Origin of the sequence: Streptomyces sp. NPDC057654 (assembly GCF_042800135.1) — a bacterium.
GTDB lineage: Bacteria > Actinomycetota > Actinomycetes > Streptomycetales > Streptomycetaceae > Streptomyces.
The window spans coordinates 1-19,334 of record NZ_JBHVHQ010000058.1 but is presented as its reverse complement, the minus strand read 5'-3'; the positions used below and the strand labels follow the sequence as shown (position 1 = coordinate 19,334).

20 protein-coding genes and 1 pseudogene are annotated in these 19,334 nt (G+C 68.5%); 7 read left to right on the top strand and 14 right to left on the bottom strand.

Annotated features, from left to right (window positions below):
• The first annotated feature begins 269 nt into the window (after positions 1–269).
• Together ACFU99_RS07740 and ACFU99_RS07735 are read left to right on the top strand one after the other, a co-directional pair.
• Positions 270–2,462: a DNA topoisomerase gene (locus ACFU99_RS07740; RefSeq protein WP_384387340.1), complete on the top strand. Its 2,193-nt coding sequence runs from the start codon at positions 270–272 to the stop codon at positions 2,460–2,462.
• Between the two features lie 131 nt (positions 2,463–2,593).
• Entirely contained in the window at positions 2,594–3,082 is a 489-nt protein-coding gene (locus ACFU99_RS07735; protein WP_384387337.1) for a hypothetical protein, read from the top strand.
• A gap of 208 nt (positions 3,083–3,290) precedes the next feature.
• Here ACFU99_RS07735 and ACFU99_RS07730 read toward each other — a convergent pair whose 3' ends face one another.
• The 3 genes and pseudogenes from ACFU99_RS07730 to ACFU99_RS07720 all read right to left on the bottom strand — a co-directional run.
• The gene (locus ACFU99_RS07730; protein WP_384387334.1) at positions 3,291–3,866 is read right to left on the bottom strand and encodes a hypothetical protein; all 576 of its coding nucleotides are present in this window, start codon (positions 3,864–3,866) and stop codon (positions 3,291–3,293) included.
• Positions 3,863–4,156 (bottom strand): helix-turn-helix domain-containing protein, encoded by a 294-nt coding sequence (locus tag ACFU99_RS07725; protein WP_384387331.1) that lies wholly within the window; start codon positions 4,154–4,156, stop codon positions 3,863–3,865. The genes ACFU99_RS07730 and ACFU99_RS07725 overlap by 4 nt, the downstream gene beginning before the upstream one ends.
• 701 nt (positions 4,157–4,857) lie before the next feature.
• Positions 4,858–5,099, bottom strand: a pseudogene (locus tag ACFU99_RS07720) (transcriptional regulator); the annotation flags it as partial.
• Between the two features lie 1,103 nt (positions 5,100–6,202).
• Between ACFU99_RS07720 and ACFU99_RS07715 the strand changes: the two are divergent.
• On the top strand, positions 6,203–7,426 hold the full coding sequence (locus tag ACFU99_RS07715) for a DUF6884 domain-containing protein (protein WP_384387328.1): 1,224 nt from the start codon (positions 6,203–6,205) through the stop codon (positions 7,424–7,426).
• Between the two features lie 10 nt (positions 7,427–7,436).
• Positions 7,437–7,568 carry a hypothetical protein gene (locus ACFU99_RS07710; protein WP_384387325.1) on the top strand — a complete coding sequence of 44 codons (132 nt, stop codon included), beginning with the start codon at positions 7,437–7,439 and terminating at the stop codon, positions 7,566–7,568.
• A 467-nt stretch (positions 7,569–8,035) separates the two neighbouring features.
• Here the strand turns inward: ACFU99_RS07710 and ACFU99_RS07705 are convergent, their stop codons facing one another.
• From ACFU99_RS07705 to ACFU99_RS07660, 10 genes are all read right to left on the bottom strand, one after another.
• On the bottom strand, positions 8,036–8,257 hold the full coding sequence (locus tag ACFU99_RS07705; protein ID WP_384387322.1) for a hypothetical protein: 222 nt from the start codon (positions 8,255–8,257) through the stop codon (positions 8,036–8,038).
• A 49-nt stretch (positions 8,258–8,306) separates the two neighbouring features.
• On the bottom strand, positions 8,307–8,531 hold the full coding sequence (locus ACFU99_RS07700) for a hypothetical protein (RefSeq protein ID WP_384387319.1): 225 nt from the start codon (positions 8,529–8,531) through the stop codon (positions 8,307–8,309).
• Positions 8,528–9,349 (bottom strand): tryptophan synthase subunit alpha, encoded by an 822-nt coding sequence (locus tag ACFU99_RS07695; protein WP_384387316.1) that lies wholly within the window; start codon positions 9,347–9,349, stop codon positions 8,528–8,530. The genes ACFU99_RS07700 and ACFU99_RS07695 overlap by 4 nt, the downstream gene beginning before the upstream one ends.
• A gap of 42 nt (positions 9,350–9,391) precedes the next feature.
• Entirely contained in the window at positions 9,392–10,633 is a 1,242-nt protein-coding gene (locus tag ACFU99_RS07690; protein WP_384387313.1) for an acetyl-CoA carboxylase biotin carboxylase subunit family protein, read from the bottom strand.
• A gap of 482 nt (positions 10,634–11,115) precedes the next feature.
• Positions 11,116–12,378 carry a GNAT family N-acetyltransferase gene (locus ACFU99_RS07685; protein ID WP_384387310.1) on the bottom strand — a complete coding sequence of 421 codons (1,263 nt, stop codon included), beginning with the start codon at positions 12,376–12,378 and terminating at the stop codon, positions 11,116–11,118.
• Positions 12,379–12,457: 79 nt separating this feature from the next.
• Positions 12,458–12,754 (bottom strand): WhiB family transcriptional regulator, encoded by a 297-nt coding sequence (locus tag ACFU99_RS07680; RefSeq protein ID WP_384387307.1) that lies wholly within the window; start codon positions 12,752–12,754, stop codon positions 12,458–12,460.
• Between the two features lie 353 nt (positions 12,755–13,107).
• Positions 13,108–14,475 carry a transcriptional regulator gene (locus tag ACFU99_RS07675; RefSeq protein WP_384387304.1) on the bottom strand — a complete coding sequence of 456 codons (1,368 nt, stop codon included), beginning with the start codon at positions 14,473–14,475 and terminating at the stop codon, positions 13,108–13,110.
• A 79-nt stretch (positions 14,476–14,554) separates the two neighbouring features.
• A complete protein-coding gene (locus ACFU99_RS07670) occupies positions 14,555–14,770 on the bottom strand; it encodes a hypothetical protein (RefSeq protein WP_384387301.1) in 216 nt (71 codons plus the stop codon).
• A gap of 143 nt (positions 14,771–14,913) precedes the next feature.
• Positions 14,914–15,408 carry a sortase gene (locus tag ACFU99_RS07665; RefSeq protein ID WP_384387298.1) on the bottom strand — a complete coding sequence of 165 codons (495 nt, stop codon included), beginning with the start codon at positions 15,406–15,408 and terminating at the stop codon, positions 14,914–14,916.
• Between the two features lie 94 nt (positions 15,409–15,502).
• Positions 15,503–15,967, bottom strand: coding sequence for a hypothetical protein (locus tag ACFU99_RS07660; protein ID WP_384387295.1), 465 nt, complete (start codon positions 15,965–15,967; stop codon positions 15,503–15,505).
• Between the two features lie 490 nt (positions 15,968–16,457).
• Between ACFU99_RS07660 and ACFU99_RS07655 the strand changes: the two genes are divergently transcribed.
• Together ACFU99_RS07655 and ACFU99_RS07650 are read left to right on the top strand one after the other, a co-directional pair.
• Positions 16,458–17,006, top strand: a complete 549-nt coding sequence (locus ACFU99_RS07655; protein ID WP_384387292.1) for a helix-turn-helix domain-containing protein — start codon at positions 16,458–16,460, stop codon at positions 17,004–17,006.
• Positions 16,970–17,287: a hypothetical protein gene (locus tag ACFU99_RS07650; protein WP_384387343.1), complete on the top strand. Its 318-nt coding sequence runs from the start codon at positions 16,970–16,972 to the stop codon at positions 17,285–17,287. Before ACFU99_RS07655 ends, ACFU99_RS07650 begins: the two co-directional genes overlap by 37 nt.
• An 861-nt stretch (positions 17,288–18,148) precedes the next feature.
• Here the strand turns inward: ACFU99_RS07650 and ACFU99_RS07645 are convergent.
• Positions 18,149–18,415, bottom strand: coding sequence for a hypothetical protein (locus ACFU99_RS07645; protein WP_384387290.1), 267 nt, complete (start codon positions 18,413–18,415; stop codon positions 18,149–18,151).
• Between the two features lie 155 nt (positions 18,416–18,570).
• Between ACFU99_RS07645 and ACFU99_RS07640 the strand changes: the two genes are divergently transcribed.
• Complete coding sequence (locus tag ACFU99_RS07640) at positions 18,571–19,005, top strand: NUDIX domain-containing protein (RefSeq protein ID WP_384387287.1); 435 nt, start codon at positions 18,571–18,573, stop codon at positions 19,003–19,005.
• Positions 19,006–19,334 lie beyond the last annotated feature (329 nt).

Below are 19,334 nucleotides of genomic sequence, written 5' to 3'. Positions count from 1 at the left end.
CCGCTACCTTGCTGCCGGGGGCTGAACTGGGACACCGAGGCCCGATATTAGCACTCGATGGACGACGCCCCCGAGAAACTGTGCCTCTCGGGGGCGTCTCTTCTTTCGACGAGCGGTGATGGCTCGGACAGCATGCGGGCGCCGGCCTTCTCCGCACGAACAGCCTCGCACCATTCAAATACTTTTCATTCCTCTTTTGATTCCCATTCAAATGGCCTTTTCGAGTAGACTTAAACTTGCTTTCGAGTCATCGGTGAAAAGGAGTCGGCATGGTCGCGATCGTGGTCACAGAGAAGCCGAGCGCAGCGAGGAACATGGCCAGGGCTCTCGGCGGGACGAAGGGCAGCTACAAGGGCACGGCCTACGAGGTGGCGGCCCTGCGGGGGCACCTCTATGAGTTCGCCCCGCCGCAAGCGATGGTGGACTCCTCGCTCGCGGATGCTTATCAGAGGTGGGACCTGGCCGATCTGCCGTGGCATCTGGAGGAACTGACGTGGAAGCGCGAGCCGCAGAAGAACGTCGCAGACGTCATCAGGGCTCTGCGGGCGGCGCTCGGCCGCGGCACCGAGATCGTCATCGCCACGGACATGGATCCGTCCGGAGAGGGTGACCTGCTCTTCTGGGAGGCGATAGACGAACTGGGCTTCCACGAAAGGAAGTTCAGCCGCATGGAGTTCACCGATGAGTCGAAGACGTCGATCCGGAAGGCGTTCGAACAGCGCCGGCCGGTGACGTCCATGCAGGCCGAGGGCGACTACCGCAAGGCGATGTACCGCTCGCAGTGGGACTTCCTCTCCATACAGTTCACGCGTATTGCCACGGCGATGGGCCGGCAGTCCGGCAAGGACCTCGTGCTGCGCCAGGGCCGGCTGAAGTCGGCGATGGTCTCTCTTGTCGGCGACCAGCAGAAGGCCTATGACGCATACGTGAAGAAGCCGTTCTTCCAGAACCGCTTCCGCGACGAGAACGATGTCATGTACACAAACCCTGACGAGCCGCGGTTCGACCGCAAGGGTCAGGTGCTGCAGCAGTGCGGCTCCTCCGCTGTCATCCTGGACAGCAAGGTGGACAAGAAGACCGCGCCGCCGAAGCTGCTCGACCTCGCTTCCTTGTCCTCGTTGCTCGTCGGCAAGGGTGTGAAGGCGAACCTCACGCTCTCGACCTATCAGAAGATGTACGAAGACCAGGTCGTCTCATACCCTCGCACGGAGGACAAGACGATCACGCCCGAGCAGTTCAAGGGCCTCGCGCCGCTCGTCGACAAGATCGCCACCGTGGTCGGCGTCGACGCCGGGCTTCTGACGCATCGCCGGCCCCGGTCCACACACGTGAAGTCCCAGGGAGCACACGGTGCGAACCGTCCGGGCCCGCAGACGCCTTCTTCGCTGGACGAGATCGAGCACAAGTACGGCAAGGCCGGACGGCTCATCTACGAGATGCTCGCGAAGAACTACCTGGCCATGCTCGCCGAGGACTACCTCTACGAGCAGCAGAGAGGCCACGTGGAAAAGTACCCGGACTTCGTCGGCATCACCAACGTGCCCAAGAGCCCCGGCTGGAAGGCCGTGTTCGATCCGGACGCCGGTGACGACACGGCCGACGGCGACGAGAACGAGTCCGGCAAGGGCCTGGGCCGGACCGCGGAGCCCTTCGTCTTCGAGGGCGCGAACAAGCGCCCCGAGCATCCGACGATGAAGTGGCTGATGAAGCAGCTGGAGAAGCGCGACGTGGGCACGGGCGCGACCCGCACCTCGACGTACTCGGAGGTCACCAACGACAAGGCGAAGTACCCGCTGCTGACGGAGAAGCGCCGCAAGCTCAGGCTCGCGCAGGCCGGCGAGATGAGCTGGCGGCTCCTGCCGGGCACGCACATCGGCGATCTCGGGCTCACGGAGAAGGTCTACGCCGACATGCGCGACATCGCCGCCGGGACGACGACGGCCGAGGAGCGCCTGGCCGTCGTCTCCGACTGGGTGCGCGAGGACATCGCCACGATGACGAAGAACGCCGACTCCATGCGCGCCGAACTCGGCCTGGAGAAGCAGGTGGTCGCTGCACGAGCCGAGGGTGTGTGGCAGGCCGCTCCGGGCGGGCCGAAGAAGGTCGCCTTCAAGAGGATCTGGGCGGACCATGAGTTCAGCGATGACGAGGTAGTGAAGCTGCTCGAGGGCGAGACGATCTCGTTCACGGCGAGGTCGAAGGCGGGCAAGCCCTACACAGCTACCGGAGCACTCGGCGTCGGCGACTTCAAAGGCCGCAGGTTCGTCGGATTCCAGCTGGAGGTGCCGGACAAGCCGACAAAGTGGTCCGGCCGGACGTTTACCCCCGCGGAGGTCACGGCGCTCCTGGCGGGCCAGGCACTGGAGATCGACGGCTTTGTCAGCACGCGGAACGGCAAGACCTTCGGCTGCAGGGTCAGCTGGGACGCGAAGGCGAAGAAGATCGTGCCGTCGTTCACCTGACGCCCGAACGCACACTGACGAGATGCGGCAGGTCCCGGATCCTGGGACCTGCCGCAGCCTCTTCATGACAGCGACAACAGAAGGATGCGATGCGGACGATGAACGACACCGTGCAGTGAGAGGACACCTCGATGACCGTCCCCCTCACCGCCCCCGCTGCGGCACTCGTGGGCGACATGGCGCAGGGCAGCGATGAAGAACGCGCCTGGCGCAGGCGCACGGTCGCGCCGAGCGACATCGCCGCCATCACCGGCACCAGCCCTTTCCAGACCATCGGCGAACTGCGGCGGAGCAGGCTCGGCGACGACCGCCGTGAGCCCCTGCGCCGCAGCGACCAGGCGGGCCTGGGCCAGCCGCGGCAGCCCATGCTGGAGGAGTGGTTCATCCAGCGCTTCCCGCAGTACCGGGCCCACACGACCGGATACTGGTTTAGCACCGAACGGGACTGGCAGCGCGTCCAGCCCCGCCGCGCCCTGATCGCCGCGGACCGCGCGGACGGGCCCGCCCCCCTGCTGGCCGCACTCACGTTCCACACCACCCCCAAAACCCTGACGGACGCGGGATGGGGTCCGGACGGCAGCACACAGATACCCGCAGACCGGTACGATCAGCATCAATGACTGCTCGACACCCTGGGCCTCGATCGCGGCTACCTCGTCGCCCACTCCACGGGGATCAGTGAGGTCCGGGTGTACCCGGTCCCCCGCGACGACGCCCACATCGCGACGCTGCGGACAGCCGCTCGAGCCTTCCTCAACGACGTCGAGAAAGACCGTGTCGGCTGACCCGGGAAGGACAGGCAGGCCCGAGGACAAGCGTCGGTACAGGTCACGCCGGTACAGGATGGTCGCCCTGGGGAGCGGGAAACATTACGGTGCGTCCTTTTCCGTGCCCCCCGTGTGGGCATTGCGGACACCAGGGCTGAAGACGGTTGTGTGTGCGGATCAACCAGTTGGAGCCGACGATGAACAGAAAGCTGAAGGTGGCGAAAAGGCGGGCGATGAAGCCCGCTCCGTCGATCCCAATCAGGCGATACAGGTCTTCATAGCCCAAAAGGCACGTGCCGAAGAACGCCAGAGTGACGGCATTTGCCCGGAAGTTGGTGCCGTAGACGTAATGGAAGCTCGCAAGCGACCACCGCCAGCGGCGGCGCCGCTCGCCTTCCTCGCTTACGTTGAGCGGCATCTCCTGGAAGCATTGCTCGCATCCGGGGCCCCGCCCGTGTTTGATCTGAATGAACGCGGCAACCACAATGACTGCGAAGACCGCCCAGGTAACCGCTGTCGTGACGCCATTGTGCTGGGGCATAACGAATAGCGTGACGACCATGGCGAGAGTTGCGACGGCCCCTACTGCGTCACCGTAGTGCCGGTGACTGAACCGCGTCAGTTTGTTCGGATTCACGAGATCAGATCTCCCTCAGTGGGTGCTCCGGAACGAGCAGGCGCATCCTCGGGCTGGGACGGCTGTGATGCGAACGTCACGACGAGGTCGGTCCCCATCGCTTCGGCCACTCGGCGCAGTACGTCGAGCTGAGGCATGCGCCTGGCCGACTCAAGGCGCGAGACGTGCGGCTGCTTCATGCCCGATCGCTCCGCCAACTCGCGCTGAGACCAGCCGAGTTCAGTACGTCTTTCGTAGACGGCCTGCGCGATTTGGTAGGCGAGCTCGCGGTCGGCGAAATCCGCGTCCATGTGACCCTCCCAGGGATACATACCACTCGCGACATGTATACCACAGATGGTATGGCCGGTGAGCGGCGCCGGGATGGGGGTATGGCCAACGTGCCGTCAGAGCGCCCCGGCGCACCGTTTGTCCTGGTCCCGCATCCGCCCGTGCTGATCTTGTACTCGCGGCATTCCGGGCAGCGGCACCCCGCCCGGTATCCACCGGCCGTGCCGTGCGCCAGACCGGGGTCCCGGCCGGTGAGGAGGGCTTGGTCGAGGGTTTCGGCCCACCCCTCCTCGTAGACCTTGAAGGCGTGGACCTGAGCGGTCGTGAGGTCCAGGTTGCGGCACAGCTCGCCGAGGGGCTCCCCCGACGCCAGCCGGGCCGTCAGCACGCGCCGTACGGCGACGGGGAACCGTGCGGCGGCCCGCCGGCAGCGGCGGGCGAAATCCTCCGCCCCGCGCCGGGCCTGGCAGGGGTCGCACCGGGTCAGCCGGTGGTCCTCCGCAGGGGGCGCCGCGCAGATGTGGCAGCGGCGGCCGTCCCCGCGCTCACGGGCCCGGCGGGCGAGGTACAGACAGCCGCAGCACGTCGTCAGCCCTGCGGCCCGCCAGCATCCGCAGCCGGGGCACCGGGGAGGAACCGGGCGGGCCCTATTCGGCAGCGCACTTGCCGTACTCGCGGGAGTGTTTCCCGCCCGCATCAGCATGAACCGCGCTTCGTTGCTTGCGATGGCGGACTCGGCCGGGCCCGCCGGGACGTCGCGGACGCCCAAGCACAGGTGCTCGACACGGTAAAGGGTCTGGTCGAGGAGCTCGGATACGCAGTTGTCGTACAGGGCCTAGACGATCGAGCACCCATACGCTCTCCGTCGACCAGTCCGGGGTTGCGCAGCAGACGGAGCTCGTGGGAGCGGGTAGAGGCTTCTATTCCGACGGCGGCGGCGAACTCGCTCATCGGGCAGGGGCCGCTTCCCGACGGGCCGGGAGAGGTTGATGCTGCCAGAGGACGACGCCGCCGGCACTCCGATCGGGGACGCTGGCCTCAACTGCTCATCGCAAAACCGTCCGGGCGGTGCGGGCACGCGTTGGCTGCCCGGAGGTCTGATCGGCGAGGGCACGCCGACGCTGCCGAACGCAGATTGTCGAGCCACATCCCGATAAATACTTGTCGGGTGGTACGCGTCTTCTTTGGCCAGTCTTCGCCGCATCCTCGCTCAGGTAGACCGCGCGCCACGCGCTCTTCTTTCTGAACCACTCGCTTCAGCCAGACCAGCAGTTGCACACGGTCCGGGTGCGGGGCGCGCCACCCATCTGACGGTGACACCCATCCGAGGCATCCATTCGCTCACAGTAGCGGCCGGTCCTTTGCCGGTGTCGCGCCTTCCAGAAACAGGCTCGGCCGCTCTGTCACACCGGGCGCTGCTCCGTCGAGCTCTATTGAACATCCGCGCGGAGACGTGCACCCGCCTTCGCACCCGTGGCGGTCGCACAGGTGGTGGAGGTCCTGACCGAGATAACCGGTCGCAACTCGGCCCTACTGACGGGGGACGGCGAACTACCGGGGCTCGGCGGAACCCCACTGGGCCGGAACTGTCCCGCAAGTCCCACAGTGCCCAGCGGCTTCCTGTCGCCGCTGACCGGGCACAGCACCAGCCCGTTCGCATCGAACACCGGTGCCTTGCGGAAGTTGCTCGGTGGCAGTGCCGCCCGGCGACCCCAGCCGATCACGCCGCGTCCAGGATCAGACCCGGTCCGCCACTTCGGCACCATCACCCGAGCAAGTGAAGAATTCTTGCTTTGCTTTCCGGGGTCTAGAAAAGACAGGATCTGGCGAGCCACACTCATGGAGCTCCCGGAGAGCAGGGGGGATTTGCCGGACTGTACGGACCATGAAGACCCGCCGCCCGCCCCCACGGACCGAGGCGCCGCCGGGTAGCCGGAAACCATCACTGCTCCTCTTCCCCCTCAGAACCGGGTGCACGAGCTTTCCCAGCATCCGCAGCGACCGCACCTGACCCACTGCTCCGGCCCCGCTCACTCGACCGGCGGCCCCATCACAAGGAGGCCGTCTTGCCGATCACCGAGTTCCATCGGCGCACCGCTCTGCGGGCCGAGGGGCGCACGCTGCGCCGCACGGACGGCACGCGGGCCCGCCGCCCGCTGCACGACACCGGGTGGAATCTGGAGCGGGCGGCTGGCGCCCGGTGCGCGCGGTACGCGCGGTACGTCACCGTCGACCGCCTGCAGCTGCGTGCCCGCGGCCGCGCCGCGGTCCGCCTCGACTTCCCCTACGCCGCCGGCCGCGGTCCGCAGCGGGCCGAGGCCGCCGCTGCCACTGCCGCCCGGTTCGGCCTGGACGCCCGCCGTCTGGACCGGTCCGGGCGCGCGCTGCGGGTCACCGGCCCCGCCGAGGACGTGGCCCGCTACGCCGCCGCACTCCCCCGCGTCCTGGACCACGCCGAGCAACTGGCCAGCTGGGCCGCCCGTATGTACGGCGAGTGCGCCCGCCGGCCCCAGCACGCCGGCCACTTCGAGGTCCTGGGCGCAGGCGGTCGCCGGTCCGCCGCCGCCTACTTCCGCGCCGCCGCCTTCCGCCGGATCGTCGAGCTCCTGACCGGCCCGCCGGACCCCGTCGTGCCCGAGGTCGACCCCGCCCTGCCCCTGTGGGAGCAGGCCCGGACCCTCGGCGGCGTTCTCGGCGAATACGGGTGGGTCGAGATCCGCGACGCCTACGACCCTGCCGCCGCCCTGCAGCTGCTCGACACCGCCGAGCGGGCCGAGGCCCCGGCCGCGCACTGGCCGGTCACCGCCGCGCACGGCGAACAGTTGGCCCTGTTCGACGGCACCGCCTCCCCCGCCATAACCGGGCCGGTCGTCGTCATCCCCTGCTCCGGCCCGAAGTTGGACCACACCGCCCCGGCCGGGAAGCTCTACACCGGCAAGACGCACACCCACGCCCGCCGTACCGCCGACGCCCTCACCGCCCACGGCGGCACCATCCTGGTGCTCAGCGCGCTGCACGGCTTCCTGCCGCTCGACCAGGACGTCGAGCCGTACGACCACACATGGAAGGATGCCGGCAGCATCACCGTCGAGGAACTGCGCGCCCAGGCCGCCGAACTGGAACTGACCGGCGCCGACGTCATCCTGCTGACCTCGGGCCGGTACACCCGACGAGCCGCCGCCGTCTGGCCCCAGGCCCGCACTCCGCTGGCGCATCTCGGTATCGGTGTCCAGCGCGGTCGCCTTACCGCTCTGCGCACCCGCCCCGACGACTACGCCAACGTTTCCTGACCCGCACCGCTTGGCTCCGATCAGGAGCGCCACGGAGATCACCATCGAAGGCACCTCGGAGGGGCTCACCGCCGCCCGCCGGTTCGCCATGATGGTCGTCGTCGACGGCTACCTCGACGCCAAGCGGTTGCGCCCCGCATAGACCGAAGACGAGGACCGCGACAGCCTCGGCGCGGCAGTTCACCAGCACGTCCCCTGCGCCTGTGGGACGGCATCACGGCGTTCGGCCTGACCGCCACCCCCGACGACCAGCACGTCTGGCTCACGGCACCTGATGGTCCCCGTTGGTCCCAGCCCGTATGACCCGACATCGGCCCCCTGCCCGAAGCCTGGCGCCGGTCCCAAACTGTGGCGGCATAGTGGCATCCGTGACGACCGCAGCCAGGACATGCCACAAACTGTTCGGCCGCCCTGGACCGTGCAGCCGCCCAGCTCGGCGAGCGCCGGACGGGGCGGCGGATGTCGGCTGCTCCGGTGGAGTCTCGGGCTGCCGGCGGGCAACAGCAGATGCTTCGTGCTTGCCCGCCGGCCGGTGTCCGCCCTTGGACGGTCGCTACGTGGCGGTACGCCAATGCCGAGACATGTTTGGGCCGACCGCTCGTAGGCAGGTCAGGCAACAGCGGCGTACTTCCAGGAGATCCAGCCCCAGAGGCCGTTGTTTGCGCCTGTGCGGACATGGCCGCAGTACCAGTAGTCTCGGCCGTCCTTGCGGAGCCAAGTACACCTTATGGTGATTACGATTCCCTTGGTGATCTGGCCTTTGGAATAGTTCAAGGCGTGCCAGGTGCCTTTCGAGGGCCGGATGTTCGGGCGCAGGGTGCTGGGGATCATGGGTTCTCCGGCTCGGTGCCGGTATGGCGTGGTTTGCCGCGGGGTGATGTCAGGTCGCTCGTTCGCCGTCGGGCGAAAGCGCTGTGTCTTCCTGCCGGGCCTCGTCGAACCAGTGCTGGACGCGTGGGTCCGTGTAGTGCGGTTCGAGGAAGATGCGGTGGCAGTCGGGTTTCGGGGTGGCTGGGCGGTGGTGGCCCGTACGTGCTGCGGAAGGGTGGGGCCACAGGCCCTTCTTGTGGTCCTTGAGGTGGTCTGCCGGTGCGGTGCCGTTCATGGGGCGGCGGAGCGGGCTGCGGATGGACGGAGGACGCGGGAGAACTCGGCGACGTGGTCGGCAGCCTGTTCCAGTCCGTGGCGGCCGCCGTCGAGCAGGGGCCGCACCACGGGGGTGTCGATGACCACCGCGCTGACCTGGTAGCTGAGGGCCGCTGCGGCTTCGGGGTCGGCGAGACCGGCGACGAGCGGCAGGCTGCTGACGCGGTGCAGGCGTGCGGCCAGTTGTGTGACCGCTTCGGTGTCCAGCGGTTCGTGGGGGTGGGGGCTGGTGGGGGCGTTGGCTGCGCGGATGTAGAGCCAGCCGGAGGCGATGTCGCACGTGCGCACCAGTCCGGCGTCGGAGGCGTTGGGGGAAACGAGTTGTGGAGTATGTATCCCGGTGCGGCGGGCCGCGGCCGTCCAGGGGCCGGCCCTCTCGGGGGCCAGGTCGACGATCATCGCGCCGGCTGCGCCGGCGGCGGCGAGGTCCCGGGCGAAGGCGTCGGTGCCGTAGCTCAGTACCGGCGCCCAGTAGCTGACCAGGACGATGGACGTCCAGGTGGTGGTGGCCAGGTGCCGGACGGTTTCGAGGGCGTCGGTGATCCGCACGTCGTGGCGCAGGGCCCGGTGGTGAGCGGCGATGACTTGGGGGTCGTCGAGCCAGGGGTCGCGGTAGGGAATGCCGATGGCGAGGATGCCGGCGCCCCGGCGGGCGAAAGCATGCAGGGCTTCGGTGTCGGCGAAGGGCGAGGGGAAGCCAGCGGGCATGAAGACGCCCAGTTCCGGCGGGGGGCGACGGGTGAGCCGGGCGGTGAGCCAGTCGGCGGCGGGAATCATGAGGTTCGGCCTTATCACGCGGGTCAAGGACGACGGGTGCAGTCAGGCGGCGTGTGTGTGGGGGGTGTGGACCTCGAGAACGGCGCGGGCGAGCACGTCGTCCAGGTCCTGCCGGGCACTGTCGGCGTCCGCACCGGTGACCACGGCGAGGGCAGTCCTGATGTTGTTGGGCCGCCGGCTGGAGGGGGTGAGGGTGACGTGGTCGCCGAGGTCGCACAGCCACTGGGACTGCGCCAGTTGCTCGTCGTTGCCGGGCTGTAGACGCCGGGTGACCACCAGACCGTCGGCAGGCGGATAGAGTATGCCGACGGCCGCGCTGAGGTGCTCGGTGGGGCGCAGGTCCGGGGCACGGCCGCACGCGATGGAGGCGGCTGCCCGGGCGAGATTTGTGCCGGTGGCGCGCTGTACGAGCTCGGCGCTGAGGTCCCCGCCCATCCGGGCGTTGACTTCGATCAGGCGTGGGCCGGTCTCGGTGAGCCGCATTTCCACGTGGCTGACGCCGTCGGTGATGCCCAGGGATTGCACGGCTGCTGCGACGACGGGTCCCGTCGTCGCCAGGAGAGGATCATCGGCGGTGATGCAGTGCCCGGTTTCCATGAAGTACGGCTTGAAGCCGAGCGTCTTGCGGGTGATGGCGACCGCGGTGGTCTGGCACTGGTAGGTGGCGGTCTCCACCGAGATCTCCGGGCCGTGGAGGTACTCCTCCAGCAGCACGCCCTGCCCCTCGGAGCCCTGGTGGACGGCGCCCGCTTCGGCGATGGCCCAGGCTGCGGGCAGGTCGGCGTCGACGCGGACGACGCCGACGCTGCCGGCATGCGCGGCGGGTTTGAGGACGGCCAGGTAGCCGATGCGTCCGGCCGCCGCGGCGGCAGCGTCCTGGGTGTGCACCCAGGTGAACTCGGCGGAGGGCAGGTTGGCGGCGGCGAAGCGCTGGCGACCGACGGCCTTGTCGCGTGCCGCAGCGACGGCGGCCGGGGAGTTTCCGGGCAGGGCCCGGCGCGCGGCGATCCGTGCCGTGGCCATCACGTGGTTCTCGTCCCAGGTGAGTACGCCGGCCAGGGGCCAGCGTGCGGCCAGGGCGTCGGCGGCGGCGGTCACGGCGAGCGGGTCGGTGAGATCAGCGATCCGGTGGTCGGCGATGTAGGGGCGTTGCCAGGTCGGGGGCACGTCGTCGATGAGCAGGAGCGGTGAGTGGGCGGCGGTCAGTTCCAGGAGGTAGCGGCGTGTGGCGGGCGGGCCCGAGCCGATGATGAGCAGCATGGGGTGGCGGTGTGGGACGGTCATGGTGTCGCTCCGGAGGCGTCGGGGTGCGCAAGTTGTTGGCGAGCCAGATCTTGGTAGGCGGGGTTGGGGTCAATTCCCAGGTCGGGCCGCCCCGGTTGCCGTACGGTCGCGCCGGTGGTGCCGGAGGGGCTCGGGGCGCGGTCAGGGTCGGCGGGGCGATGACCGCTGCGGTGGCGGAGAACACGGCGATACGGCGCACAAGCATGAGCAAACCTCCACATATGGGGTGAATGCGAGCGTAAGTTGGTCGGGAATGAAGTGGCGGGTGACCGGCAGGCCTGGCGCGCGGGCCGCTTTCGGCTCACCCGGCCACCCCCTGCCCCTCTTCCGCGGACGGCCCGGACAGCACCCCGGGCCGGCATGTCGTACCACGCACCGCCACCGGCTGCATCTCGGCCGTCGGCAGCGTCATGTCGGGTAGCATCTACGCCCTCGTACATGACGCGCCTCCTGTCCCGTGGCCACACTGGCTAGCAGCCCCGCTAGCGTGTTGTCGCCGCCACCGGCGGCACGGGAACCCTGTTCCGTGCATCGCGGGATTGGCCGGTGCCAGTGGTCAGGGTGGACGACCAGCGGGCATTGTATTGTGCTTTGTATCCGCGCTGCCCGTCGGTATCGCGGGTACGCCCCAGGTCCAGTGTGGTGAAGCCCTGAGCGGCGAGGTCGGCTGTGAGGATCCGCAGCAGGGCATGGCCGGGCGCGAGGTCGCGGGCCTCCGGATCCATGGCCGGCAACAGTGAATAGCAGTGCGTGTTGCGGTAGAGGCACAGCTGGGCGGCGACGGCCGTCTCATCCAGTTCGAGAGTGGCGATGAAGGCCGTCCCGGAACCCAGGCGCTGCAGCAGCGCAGGCCATGTCCCCTTCTCGGCGAAACCAGGGTCGGCGCCCCGGGCGCGCTGGTAGAGGTCTCGCAGCCCTTCCCAGGCCGTGATCAGCTCCGCCGTTCCTCGGGTTCGCCGGTAAGTGATCCGGCGGCCTTCCCCGACCAGCGTCTGCCAGGTGCGTTCCCGTCGCCGGTGTTCTCGGCGGGTAGACGGTGACAGGGCGGCATAGGCGACCGGCAGATCCAGCACCGCGCAAGGGATCGTGGTCTGCCACCATCCTGGCCGGCTCTCCAGTTGTCGGCCCAGAACGCTGCCGAGAGGGATATCCGACAGCTCGACGTCGTCCTCCTGGGCGAGGGACTCGAGCGTCCGCAGCAGCGCTTCGGCAACGGTGGGCTGGTGCGCACCCGGTCCCACTGCACGGAGGTATTCGGCATGCGGAGCTCCGAGGGGCCGCAGGCGCGGACGGGTGTTCGCGCGAAGCTCTCGCGCCATGGGCAGCGCGGCTATCGGTTCGGATGTCGCTCCGCCCTCTGCCACCAGGATCACGGGGGCGGCGGTGGACGGAAGGTACTCAGTCCAGCCGGCCAGCCATGACGGGCATTGGTAGGGCGTTGCTGTCGCATCGTTCCGATACAACGATGGCCCATGGTCGTGGAGGAAGAGCCGCGCCTCATCGTCTTCCAAAAGATTTATAAGATTTATTTCTTGACGGGTCGGGCGCGTACGGGGTCGAACCATGATCATGTATTTCCAGACACTCGAAGCCGGATTCCGCGCCTTCGTTGTATTCAAGCGCGAAGTGCATTCCGAAATCATCGGACATATGTCCTGTGGGTAAGGTTCGGGGCAAGCGCGACGCAATCCGTACTTGCTCCGAACAGGAATCAGCGCTCCTTTGGTTTCGTCGCCGAGCGTCACATCGGGCTTGGGGGGGCGGTCATTTGTGACGTGGCCTGTGAAGTTCAGATGTCTGGAGTGCGGCGAAGCACTCTGTCCTCTACGAGGGCATAGGCTCCGACGTGGCGCCGCGTTCGGGATGGAGTTCACGCGACATGTGTTCGCCGCCCCGAGCGTGGGGCGGGTGCCCCGCCAAGGCGCGCTCCTTGTTGTCCTCGCCCCCCCAGATGCCCCACTCACGCTGTTCTCGCGCGCAAGCCCAGCAGATTTCCTTCAACGGGCGTTTGCCGCATAGCCGTTTGGCCAGCACCTCGTGCCGGTGATCGTGGAAGACCTCCGGATCGGTGGTGGTACAGGAGATGGATTGGGCTGACAGGCGCAGGGCTGGGCTGTTCATTGCTGCTCTCTATTCATATGACGGTCTGTTGCGAGTGCCATGACAGGTCCGTGGTCGTTCGCTGCATGCACCGCGTCACAGCGCGGGCGGGATGTGGAGCACGGTCCGTGGGGACCGTTCGGGAAGGCCGTCCTGGTGCAGCCCGGCGCGCCCCTGTGGCGGGAGGTGCCAGTGGTCGGCCGCCTCCCGGGGAACGGGGTGTCGGCGGCCGCTGCGGCCGGGCGTTCGGCTCTCGGTCGCGGCTTCGGGCGGGGGGCCGGGGTGAACGCCGCGTCCTTCGGAGGATCGGTCGCCGGTGCGGTCGTGGCGGGGGGCAGTCTTCAGCACGACGCGAAACAGGTCTCGGGACTTGGTCACTGGTGGGTCCCCATGGTTATGCACGGGCTGGTGTCGTGCAGTCGCAGGGCGCGGTCTACGAGGGACCTTCCGTAGAGGCGTTCGGCGGCGCAGCGGCCCAGGAAGGCGACCGCGGAGGTGACCAGTGCGGTGTCACCGGCGAGGAAGGCCTGATAGGCGGTGTGCCGGTGGACATGGAGTTGGTCGTCGGTCAGACCGCCGTCGTCCTGTTCCGGGAGGGGCCGTGCGGTGCCGAGGCGAACGGCTGCGACAGCCTGGTCGACCAGGCGGACGACGGAGCGACTGCGCGGCCTCTGCCAGGCGCCTTCCCATTCTTCGTGCCGCTCGGCTTGCGTCCGGGGGGAATCGAGCCAGCTGGTCACGAGCGTCTCCCGTCGGGCGGGGGTGTCATAGAGCTGGTGCGCGCCGTGCAGCCGGCGGGCGAGGAAGCCCGAGGGGCGGTAGACCCTCTCGGCCGGGGCCTGCTGGCTGAGGAGTGCGAGGACCTCCGTGACGGTCCATCCGGCGTCGGCGAGGTGGCGGACAGCCCAGGCGATGCGGGGGACGGCGGCCCGGTGCAGCCATGGCACCCGTTCAATCAACTGGTATGCAAGCTGGTATCGGCGCCCGACGGTGTTGAGGCGGCGGCTGTGGCCGCTGGGCGTCTGGGGGCGGGAGGGTCTTCTCTCGTCCGTGGGTGCGTTCTCAGAGGGAGAGGGAGTAGTACCGGTAGTCGGTGAACTGCAGGAACGTAACCGCATTGGGGTGCAACGACCGGGCGCTGCGGGTGTCGGTGAAGCCGTCCGTGTGACGCTTTTGAGCCGCTTGCGGGCGGCGATGATGCTGCGCCGGGCCATCTTGCCCAGGCGTGCCATCAGGGTCCGGCTGGCCGGGGTGATGCCGCTCACGGTGCGGATGTACCGCTCGGAGGGGCCGGTGCGCAGCCCGAGGGACTCGTCGAAGGCGGGTGGTGCGGTGCGGGCGAACTCGCTGGCGCGACCGCCCACCCCGCTGACGCGGGTGCCCTTGGCGAGGTAGGCGAGCAGCCCGGTCTCCCGGAGTAGGCGCAGGTGGTACTGGACGGTGCGTTCGGAGAGCTTCAGCCAGGCGGCGAGGTTGTCCACACCGGGGCGGCATTCCTTGAGGCAGGCCAGTACGGCGGCGAGGCGCAGCGTGGTGCGGTTGAGCCGCTGGGGACCGTGGGAGCGGTGGTGCGTGTGGTGGCCGTGATCGTGGGCCCAGTGGACGGCCTGCATCCAGGAGTAGCCGTCGGGGACGATGCGGCCCAGGGTGTGGGCGGCCCACTGGGCCAGCCCGGAGACGGTGTGGTCCGGGGGGTGGCGCGGAGGCGCGGGAGCGGACGGCGATGGGGCGTGAGGAGGCACAGTGAACCAGGTTTTGGGTAGGGCGGAGCAGACCCGTGGCGGTGCGGGTCCGGCGGCTATGGGGTTGTGGTGCGGTGGGTCAGTCGAACTGGAGCGTCAGTTGTTCGCTCTGCGGGGCAGGGCCCGGGTGCGGGGTCTGGCAGCGGGCAGGGCGTGCCGGGGTGCGGTAAACGTTGCGCGGCGGGCGCGGGGCGCGGGCTTCTTCGGCGACGAGGTGGGCGAGGCGTCGTACGTGGAAGGAGGAGAGCTTTGTCCGCTGCCGGACCCGGTCCTCAGGGACGCGGCAGGTGAGCATCTCCAGGGCGTCGAGTTCGGCGTGGGCGACGTGCTCGCTGTAGTCCGGCCAGACTGGGGCGGATCACACGAAGGCGTCGGGGCTGAAGTCCTGTGCGTCGTCCGGTCCGTGGAGATCGCTGCGGCCGGTGGGGACGTTCGCGGTCATCCGGTGCCTTCGTGCGAGGAGGCCAGGTCGGCTTCGACCACGGCCCGCCGGGAACGGCCGGTGGCGGGCCAGCAGGTGATGAGGGTGAGTTTGGCCCCGGTGGGAGCGGCGTGGGGGCGGCCGGGGACCTGGGCGATGACGTCCGTCTTGGTCGGGGCGACGTTGGTGATCTTGGTGACGGTGTTGGTGTAGGCGATCCGGTTGCCCGTGGTCACGGTGATCGTGGGCCCGGTCTTGATCCGGTCGATGCCCTCGAATGCGGGCGTCGCGACGCCGCTGCGGTGGCCGGCGAGCGCGAAATCGCCGATCTGTCCGGGTTCTTCGGTGCCGGGGAAGTGCCCGATATCCGCGCGCAGTTGCTGCTCGGCGACGCCCTCGCAGACCGGCTGGGCCCAGTTCTTGCCCAGGGCCGGGATGCGCAGGACCTGACGGTTGCTGCCACCTGCGCCGCGAGGTCGTAGATCCCGGGGGTCAGGTTCGCGGCGTGTCATCGGCCCTGGGCGACGGTCTTCCCCGCGATCTCCTTGATGGCGAAGGCGACCTAGGCCATCGGCTTATGAGTGTCGGCGGCGACCTTGTGCACGATCAGGGCCCCCGGCGGGTGTCGACACGCACCTTGGCGGCAGCGGTGGCGGTGCTGTGGTGGCCGGGGTTGATCTTGGCGCCGGGAAGCCGGTGGCCGGATACGGAGGTAACGTCCAGGGTGGCGGCCCCCTTCTCGCCGACTTTGAGGTGGCCGGGCGCGTGGATGTTGAGCGTGTAGGGGCCGGCGGAGGCCGTGACTTCTTGAATGCAGGAGAGCGCCGTCGTCTCCACCGCGCCGGGGACGTTGGGGTAGGACAGGCGTTGCAGGGCTCGTTTGCCGTTGGGCAGGGCGTAGGTGGTGCCGTTCTCCACGAACGAATAGAGGCTCTGGTCCACTGCCGCGGCCTGGGCGTCGTCGGTGCTCCGGCCGTGCGTGGACAGCACGTAGGCCGTGCGGGCGAGGTCGGGCCCGGCGACAGCCCGGCCGGTCACCTTGGAGGTCCAGGTCGTGGATTCGGTGGGCACCCCGTACCGGCCGATGTGCGAGGCGTCGCTGTTGCCCTGGGAATCGGAGATCGCATATCCGGGGCCTCATTTGTCCGCCGCGTGCGCGCTCGGCGCCAACAGCGCCCCCGCGCCCAGCGCTGCCACCCTGGCAGCCAGGGCGGAACGTCGACGCCGGTGGCGGCGGCCTCGAGTGCGGCGGTCCTGGGAAGGTAAAACACTCACGTGGCATCTCCTCTGTCGGGCATGGAGCCGGACCTGGTCGGCAGCGGTTTCCAGGCCACGGAACTGGCCAGGTCCGGCCGCCCCGCGCGATAGTGAGCGCGGAGCGTCTGAGGCGGGAAGCGGCATGGAGCGATGGCGGAGACGCGCATCTCCATGCGATCTCCGTTCTTGCAACCTACGCGATGTGCCTACTGGGATCAACATGTGTTTTTTCGGATCGGGCTACTCGCTGAGTGGCTCGGGTGAAGTTGCTTACGTTGGGTAGGCGTCTTTCGGGAGGGACGTCATGCCGAACATCCTCCGCGTTGAGCTGACCGAGGATCAACGCCGTGATCTGCACGAGTTACTGACCCGCCGCGATCTGAGCGCGTACACCCGACAGCGCGCCGGCTCCATCCGCTTTCTCGATCGCGGCAGGAGCACTGCTGAGGTCGCCGACCTGTTGAAGTGCCATCCAGCTACCGTCCGTGCCGCAGTCCACCGCCTGGCGAAGGGCGGAATCGCCGGGCTGCCCGATGTCCCGCGGCCCGGCCGTCCGGCAAGGCTGCTGGGACCGGACGACCGGGCGGCACTGGCCGAGTTGCTGAACGACTCCGCGGCCAAGGGGGTCACGTGGAGTGTCCCGACCCTGTGCGAGTGGCTGCGCGAGGAACGCGGTGTGGCGATCTCCGTGGACTGGCTGGGCGTGCTGCTGCACCGCGGGGGTTTCCGCTGGAAGCGCACCCGGGACAGCGTGCGGCACAAGGCCGACCCCGTCCTCCAGCAGGCCGCCCGGGCCGAACTGGGGGACTTGCGGCCTTGCGGCAGGCCGCGTACGCGGGAGAACGCGATCTGATCTTCTTGGACGAGTCCGGGTTCGCCCCGACGATGCCCACCGACTGCACCTGGTCCAGGATCGAGCAGCGCGTTGTGGTGCCGAAGGAGGACACTCGCAATCGCCGGGTCAACGTACTCGGTGCGAAGATCCTCGGCCGTGAGCCGGACCGGCTCTCGCAGCGCACCAACGGGAAGATCGACGCGGAGATGCTGCTGGACTTCGTCTGTGTGCGGCTGGCGGGCTCGGGTGGTGGCGCGGCTGTGCTGGACCTGGCCACCGCCGGCAACTGGCGAAGATAGGGGGGACCTGTTCTGCCTGCCGTCATACAGCCCGGAGTTGAACGACATCGAACACATCTGGCGTCAGGCGAAGTACACGAACTACCCGCAGCGCGCCCAGACCAGCACCGACGCCATCGGCCAGGCCGTCGACGAGGCCTTGACCTGCCAACGCGACCGGATCCGGGACACGGTACCGGTCTGCGCTCAGACTCGATGCCAGGGCACGGCGCCCCAACTCCTCAGTGATGCCCTCACACCCCGTGCACGTCCTGGAGTGAGCTGTGACGGGCATTGCCGACCCCTGACCACTCAACCGAAGAGTCAAAGGATCAGCACCTGACTTCGCCGTATCCGCTTAGTCGGTCTGATGTGGTCTCCTTGCCGACGCGGGCACGCCTACGATGCAGGCATTCACTGTTCGAGGTCGGCTCTCCACGCCGGCAGAGGAAAGTTAGCAGTCACGCAGCCCAGGATCGGAACGCGGGCACGTGCTGCGACAACGAGGCCGCAGGACACAAGCACATGCGCACGGCCCCGCCCGCAAGTCCACCTCCACGTCGTCCCGCAGACGCTGTGTACTACTCTATTGAGGGCGCGCAGATCTTCGATCTGACGCGTCCTGGGCCCGTCGGACGAGTCTGCCAAGCCGAATCCGGCGGGCCCGGATGCAGTCGCCTCATGTGGTGGGCCCAGTCGTGCACCAATGCGGGCCGTATCTCGCACGTGCCTCCCCATGGAGCCGCATCGTTGCGGCCCCCCGAGAAACCTGGTGCTGAGCCGAACCCCGATGGCAGTCCCGCTCCGACCGTGTGGGCCATCGCTGAGAAGGCCCACACGTAGCCGACGTCGCCCAGTCTCTGATGCTTGACTTTCTGGCCGCTACGGACACGCTGGGGCGGAGGCCCTGGTGTATTCCTCGCAGTGGGCGAGGCGCGTGGTGTTGCGGATGGTGGTCAGCCCGTCCGGGTCGCTGTCTTGGTGCGGAATGAGTTCCATGATGCGGGTGACAGCGGCCCGTACGGCGCTGCGCGTGGCCAGTCCCCGGTCGCTCAGTTGGCTCGCGAGGGTGGTCAGGGCTTGGCCATGGGTCAGGTCGACGTAGTGCTCGGCAAACGGGTCAGCTGGGTGGATGCAGGTGTCAGCCAAGACGGCTCCTTTGCACGGCGAGCTTCCACTGTTAAACGGGATCGCACAGCGGCAAAGCGACAGGTTGTCGACCCGGACATATCGGCCGTGTTGACGGCCCGGGCAGGGGGGCGTGCTACGTTCCGCTTGGCCAGCCCCGTCGCCCAAGGACCGTCATGCCTCAGTCGCCGGCATTTCCCGTTTCTGTCAAGGGTGTTGCGCGCGATGTACGCGGTCGGGTGCTGCTGCTGTACAACGAGCGTGACGAGTGGGAACTGCCCGGCGGTCGTCTGGAGTCCGGCGCGGCGGACGGCGGAGCCCCGCCGGATGAGAGTCCTGAGCGCGCTCTGGAGCGGGAGGTGGCGGAGGAGACCGGTTGGAGGGTCGAGGCCGGCCCGCTGCTCGCCGGCGGCGTGTGGATCTACGAGCCTGTCCCCGGCCGCCGGATTCTGATCGTGACCTACGGCTGCACAGTCCTCACTCCTCATCAGGCGCCGAAACTGAGCCACGAACATGCACAGTTCGGGCTGTTTCATGACCATCAGGTGCCACAGCTGGTGATGCCCGACGGTTACAAACGGTCGATTGCTGCGTGGGGCCCATCGACGTGACCGCCGATGGGCCGCTCCCCGGCCTGTGTCGGCAGAATCCGTATGGGGAGGGCACGGGCCGCTACCTACGCCTTGCCCGCCGAGCGGCGTCGCACCCTCAACCGCTTCGCTGCCTGGAACATCAGCGGCCCCCGCCCCTGAACACCCGCCCCGTCTTCGGAGCCGCACTGCCGGAGAGACCGGACACTGCCCGGTAGCGGACTGCAGCCGCACATCAAGTAGCCGAGGCCGTATCCGACGCAATGCCAGTTTCTGCCTGCGCCATCGGCTACGGGTCAATGCTCTGATGTCGGTATGCCGGAACCGGGCGGCCCTTGTCACAGCGAAAC

Excerpts from the sequence above, each read along its gene's own strand:
- ACFU99_RS07690 (WP_384387313.1), bottom strand. The coding sequence starts at position 10,633 with ATGACCGTCCCACACCGCCACCCCATGCTGCTCATCATCGGCTCGGGC.
- ACFU99_RS07725 (WP_384387331.1), bottom strand. The coding sequence starts at position 4,156 with ATGGACGCGGATTTCGCCGACCGCGAGCTCGCCTACCAAATCGCGCAG.
- ACFU99_RS07665 (WP_384387298.1), bottom strand. The coding sequence starts at position 15,408 with ATGACACGCCGCGAACCTGACCCCCGGGATCTACGACCTCGCGGCGCA.
- ACFU99_RS07735 (WP_384387337.1), top strand. The coding sequence starts at position 2,594 with ATGACCGTCCCCCTCACCGCCCCCGCTGCGGCACTCGTGGGCGACATG.
- ACFU99_RS07655 (WP_384387292.1), top strand. The coding sequence starts at position 16,458 with ATGCCGAACATCCTCCGCGTTGAGCTGACCGAGGATCAACGCCGTGAT.
- ACFU99_RS07705 (WP_384387322.1), bottom strand. The coding sequence starts at position 8,257 with ATGATCCCCAGCACCCTGCGCCCGAACATCCGGCCCTCGAAAGGCACC.
- ACFU99_RS07695 (WP_384387316.1), bottom strand. The coding sequence starts at position 9,349 with ATGATTCCCGCCGCCGACTGGCTCACCGCCCGGCTCACCCGTCGCCCC.
- ACFU99_RS07740 (WP_384387340.1), top strand. The coding sequence starts at position 270 with ATGGTCGCGATCGTGGTCACAGAGAAGCCGAGCGCAGCGAGGAACATG.
- ACFU99_RS07670 (WP_384387301.1), bottom strand. The coding sequence starts at position 14,770 with ATGCTCACCTGCCGCGTCCCTGAGGACCGGGTCCGGCAGCGGACAAAG.
- ACFU99_RS07680 (WP_384387307.1), bottom strand. The coding sequence starts at position 12,754 with ATGAACAGCCCAGCCCTGCGCCTGTCAGCCCAATCCATCTCCTGTACC.
- ACFU99_RS07700 (WP_384387319.1), bottom strand. The coding sequence starts at position 8,531 with ATGAACGGCACCGCACCGGCAGACCACCTCAAGGACCACAAGAAGGGC.
- ACFU99_RS07640 (WP_384387287.1), top strand. The coding sequence starts at position 18,571 with ATGCCTCAGTCGCCGGCATTTCCCGTTTCTGTCAAGGGTGTTGCGCGC.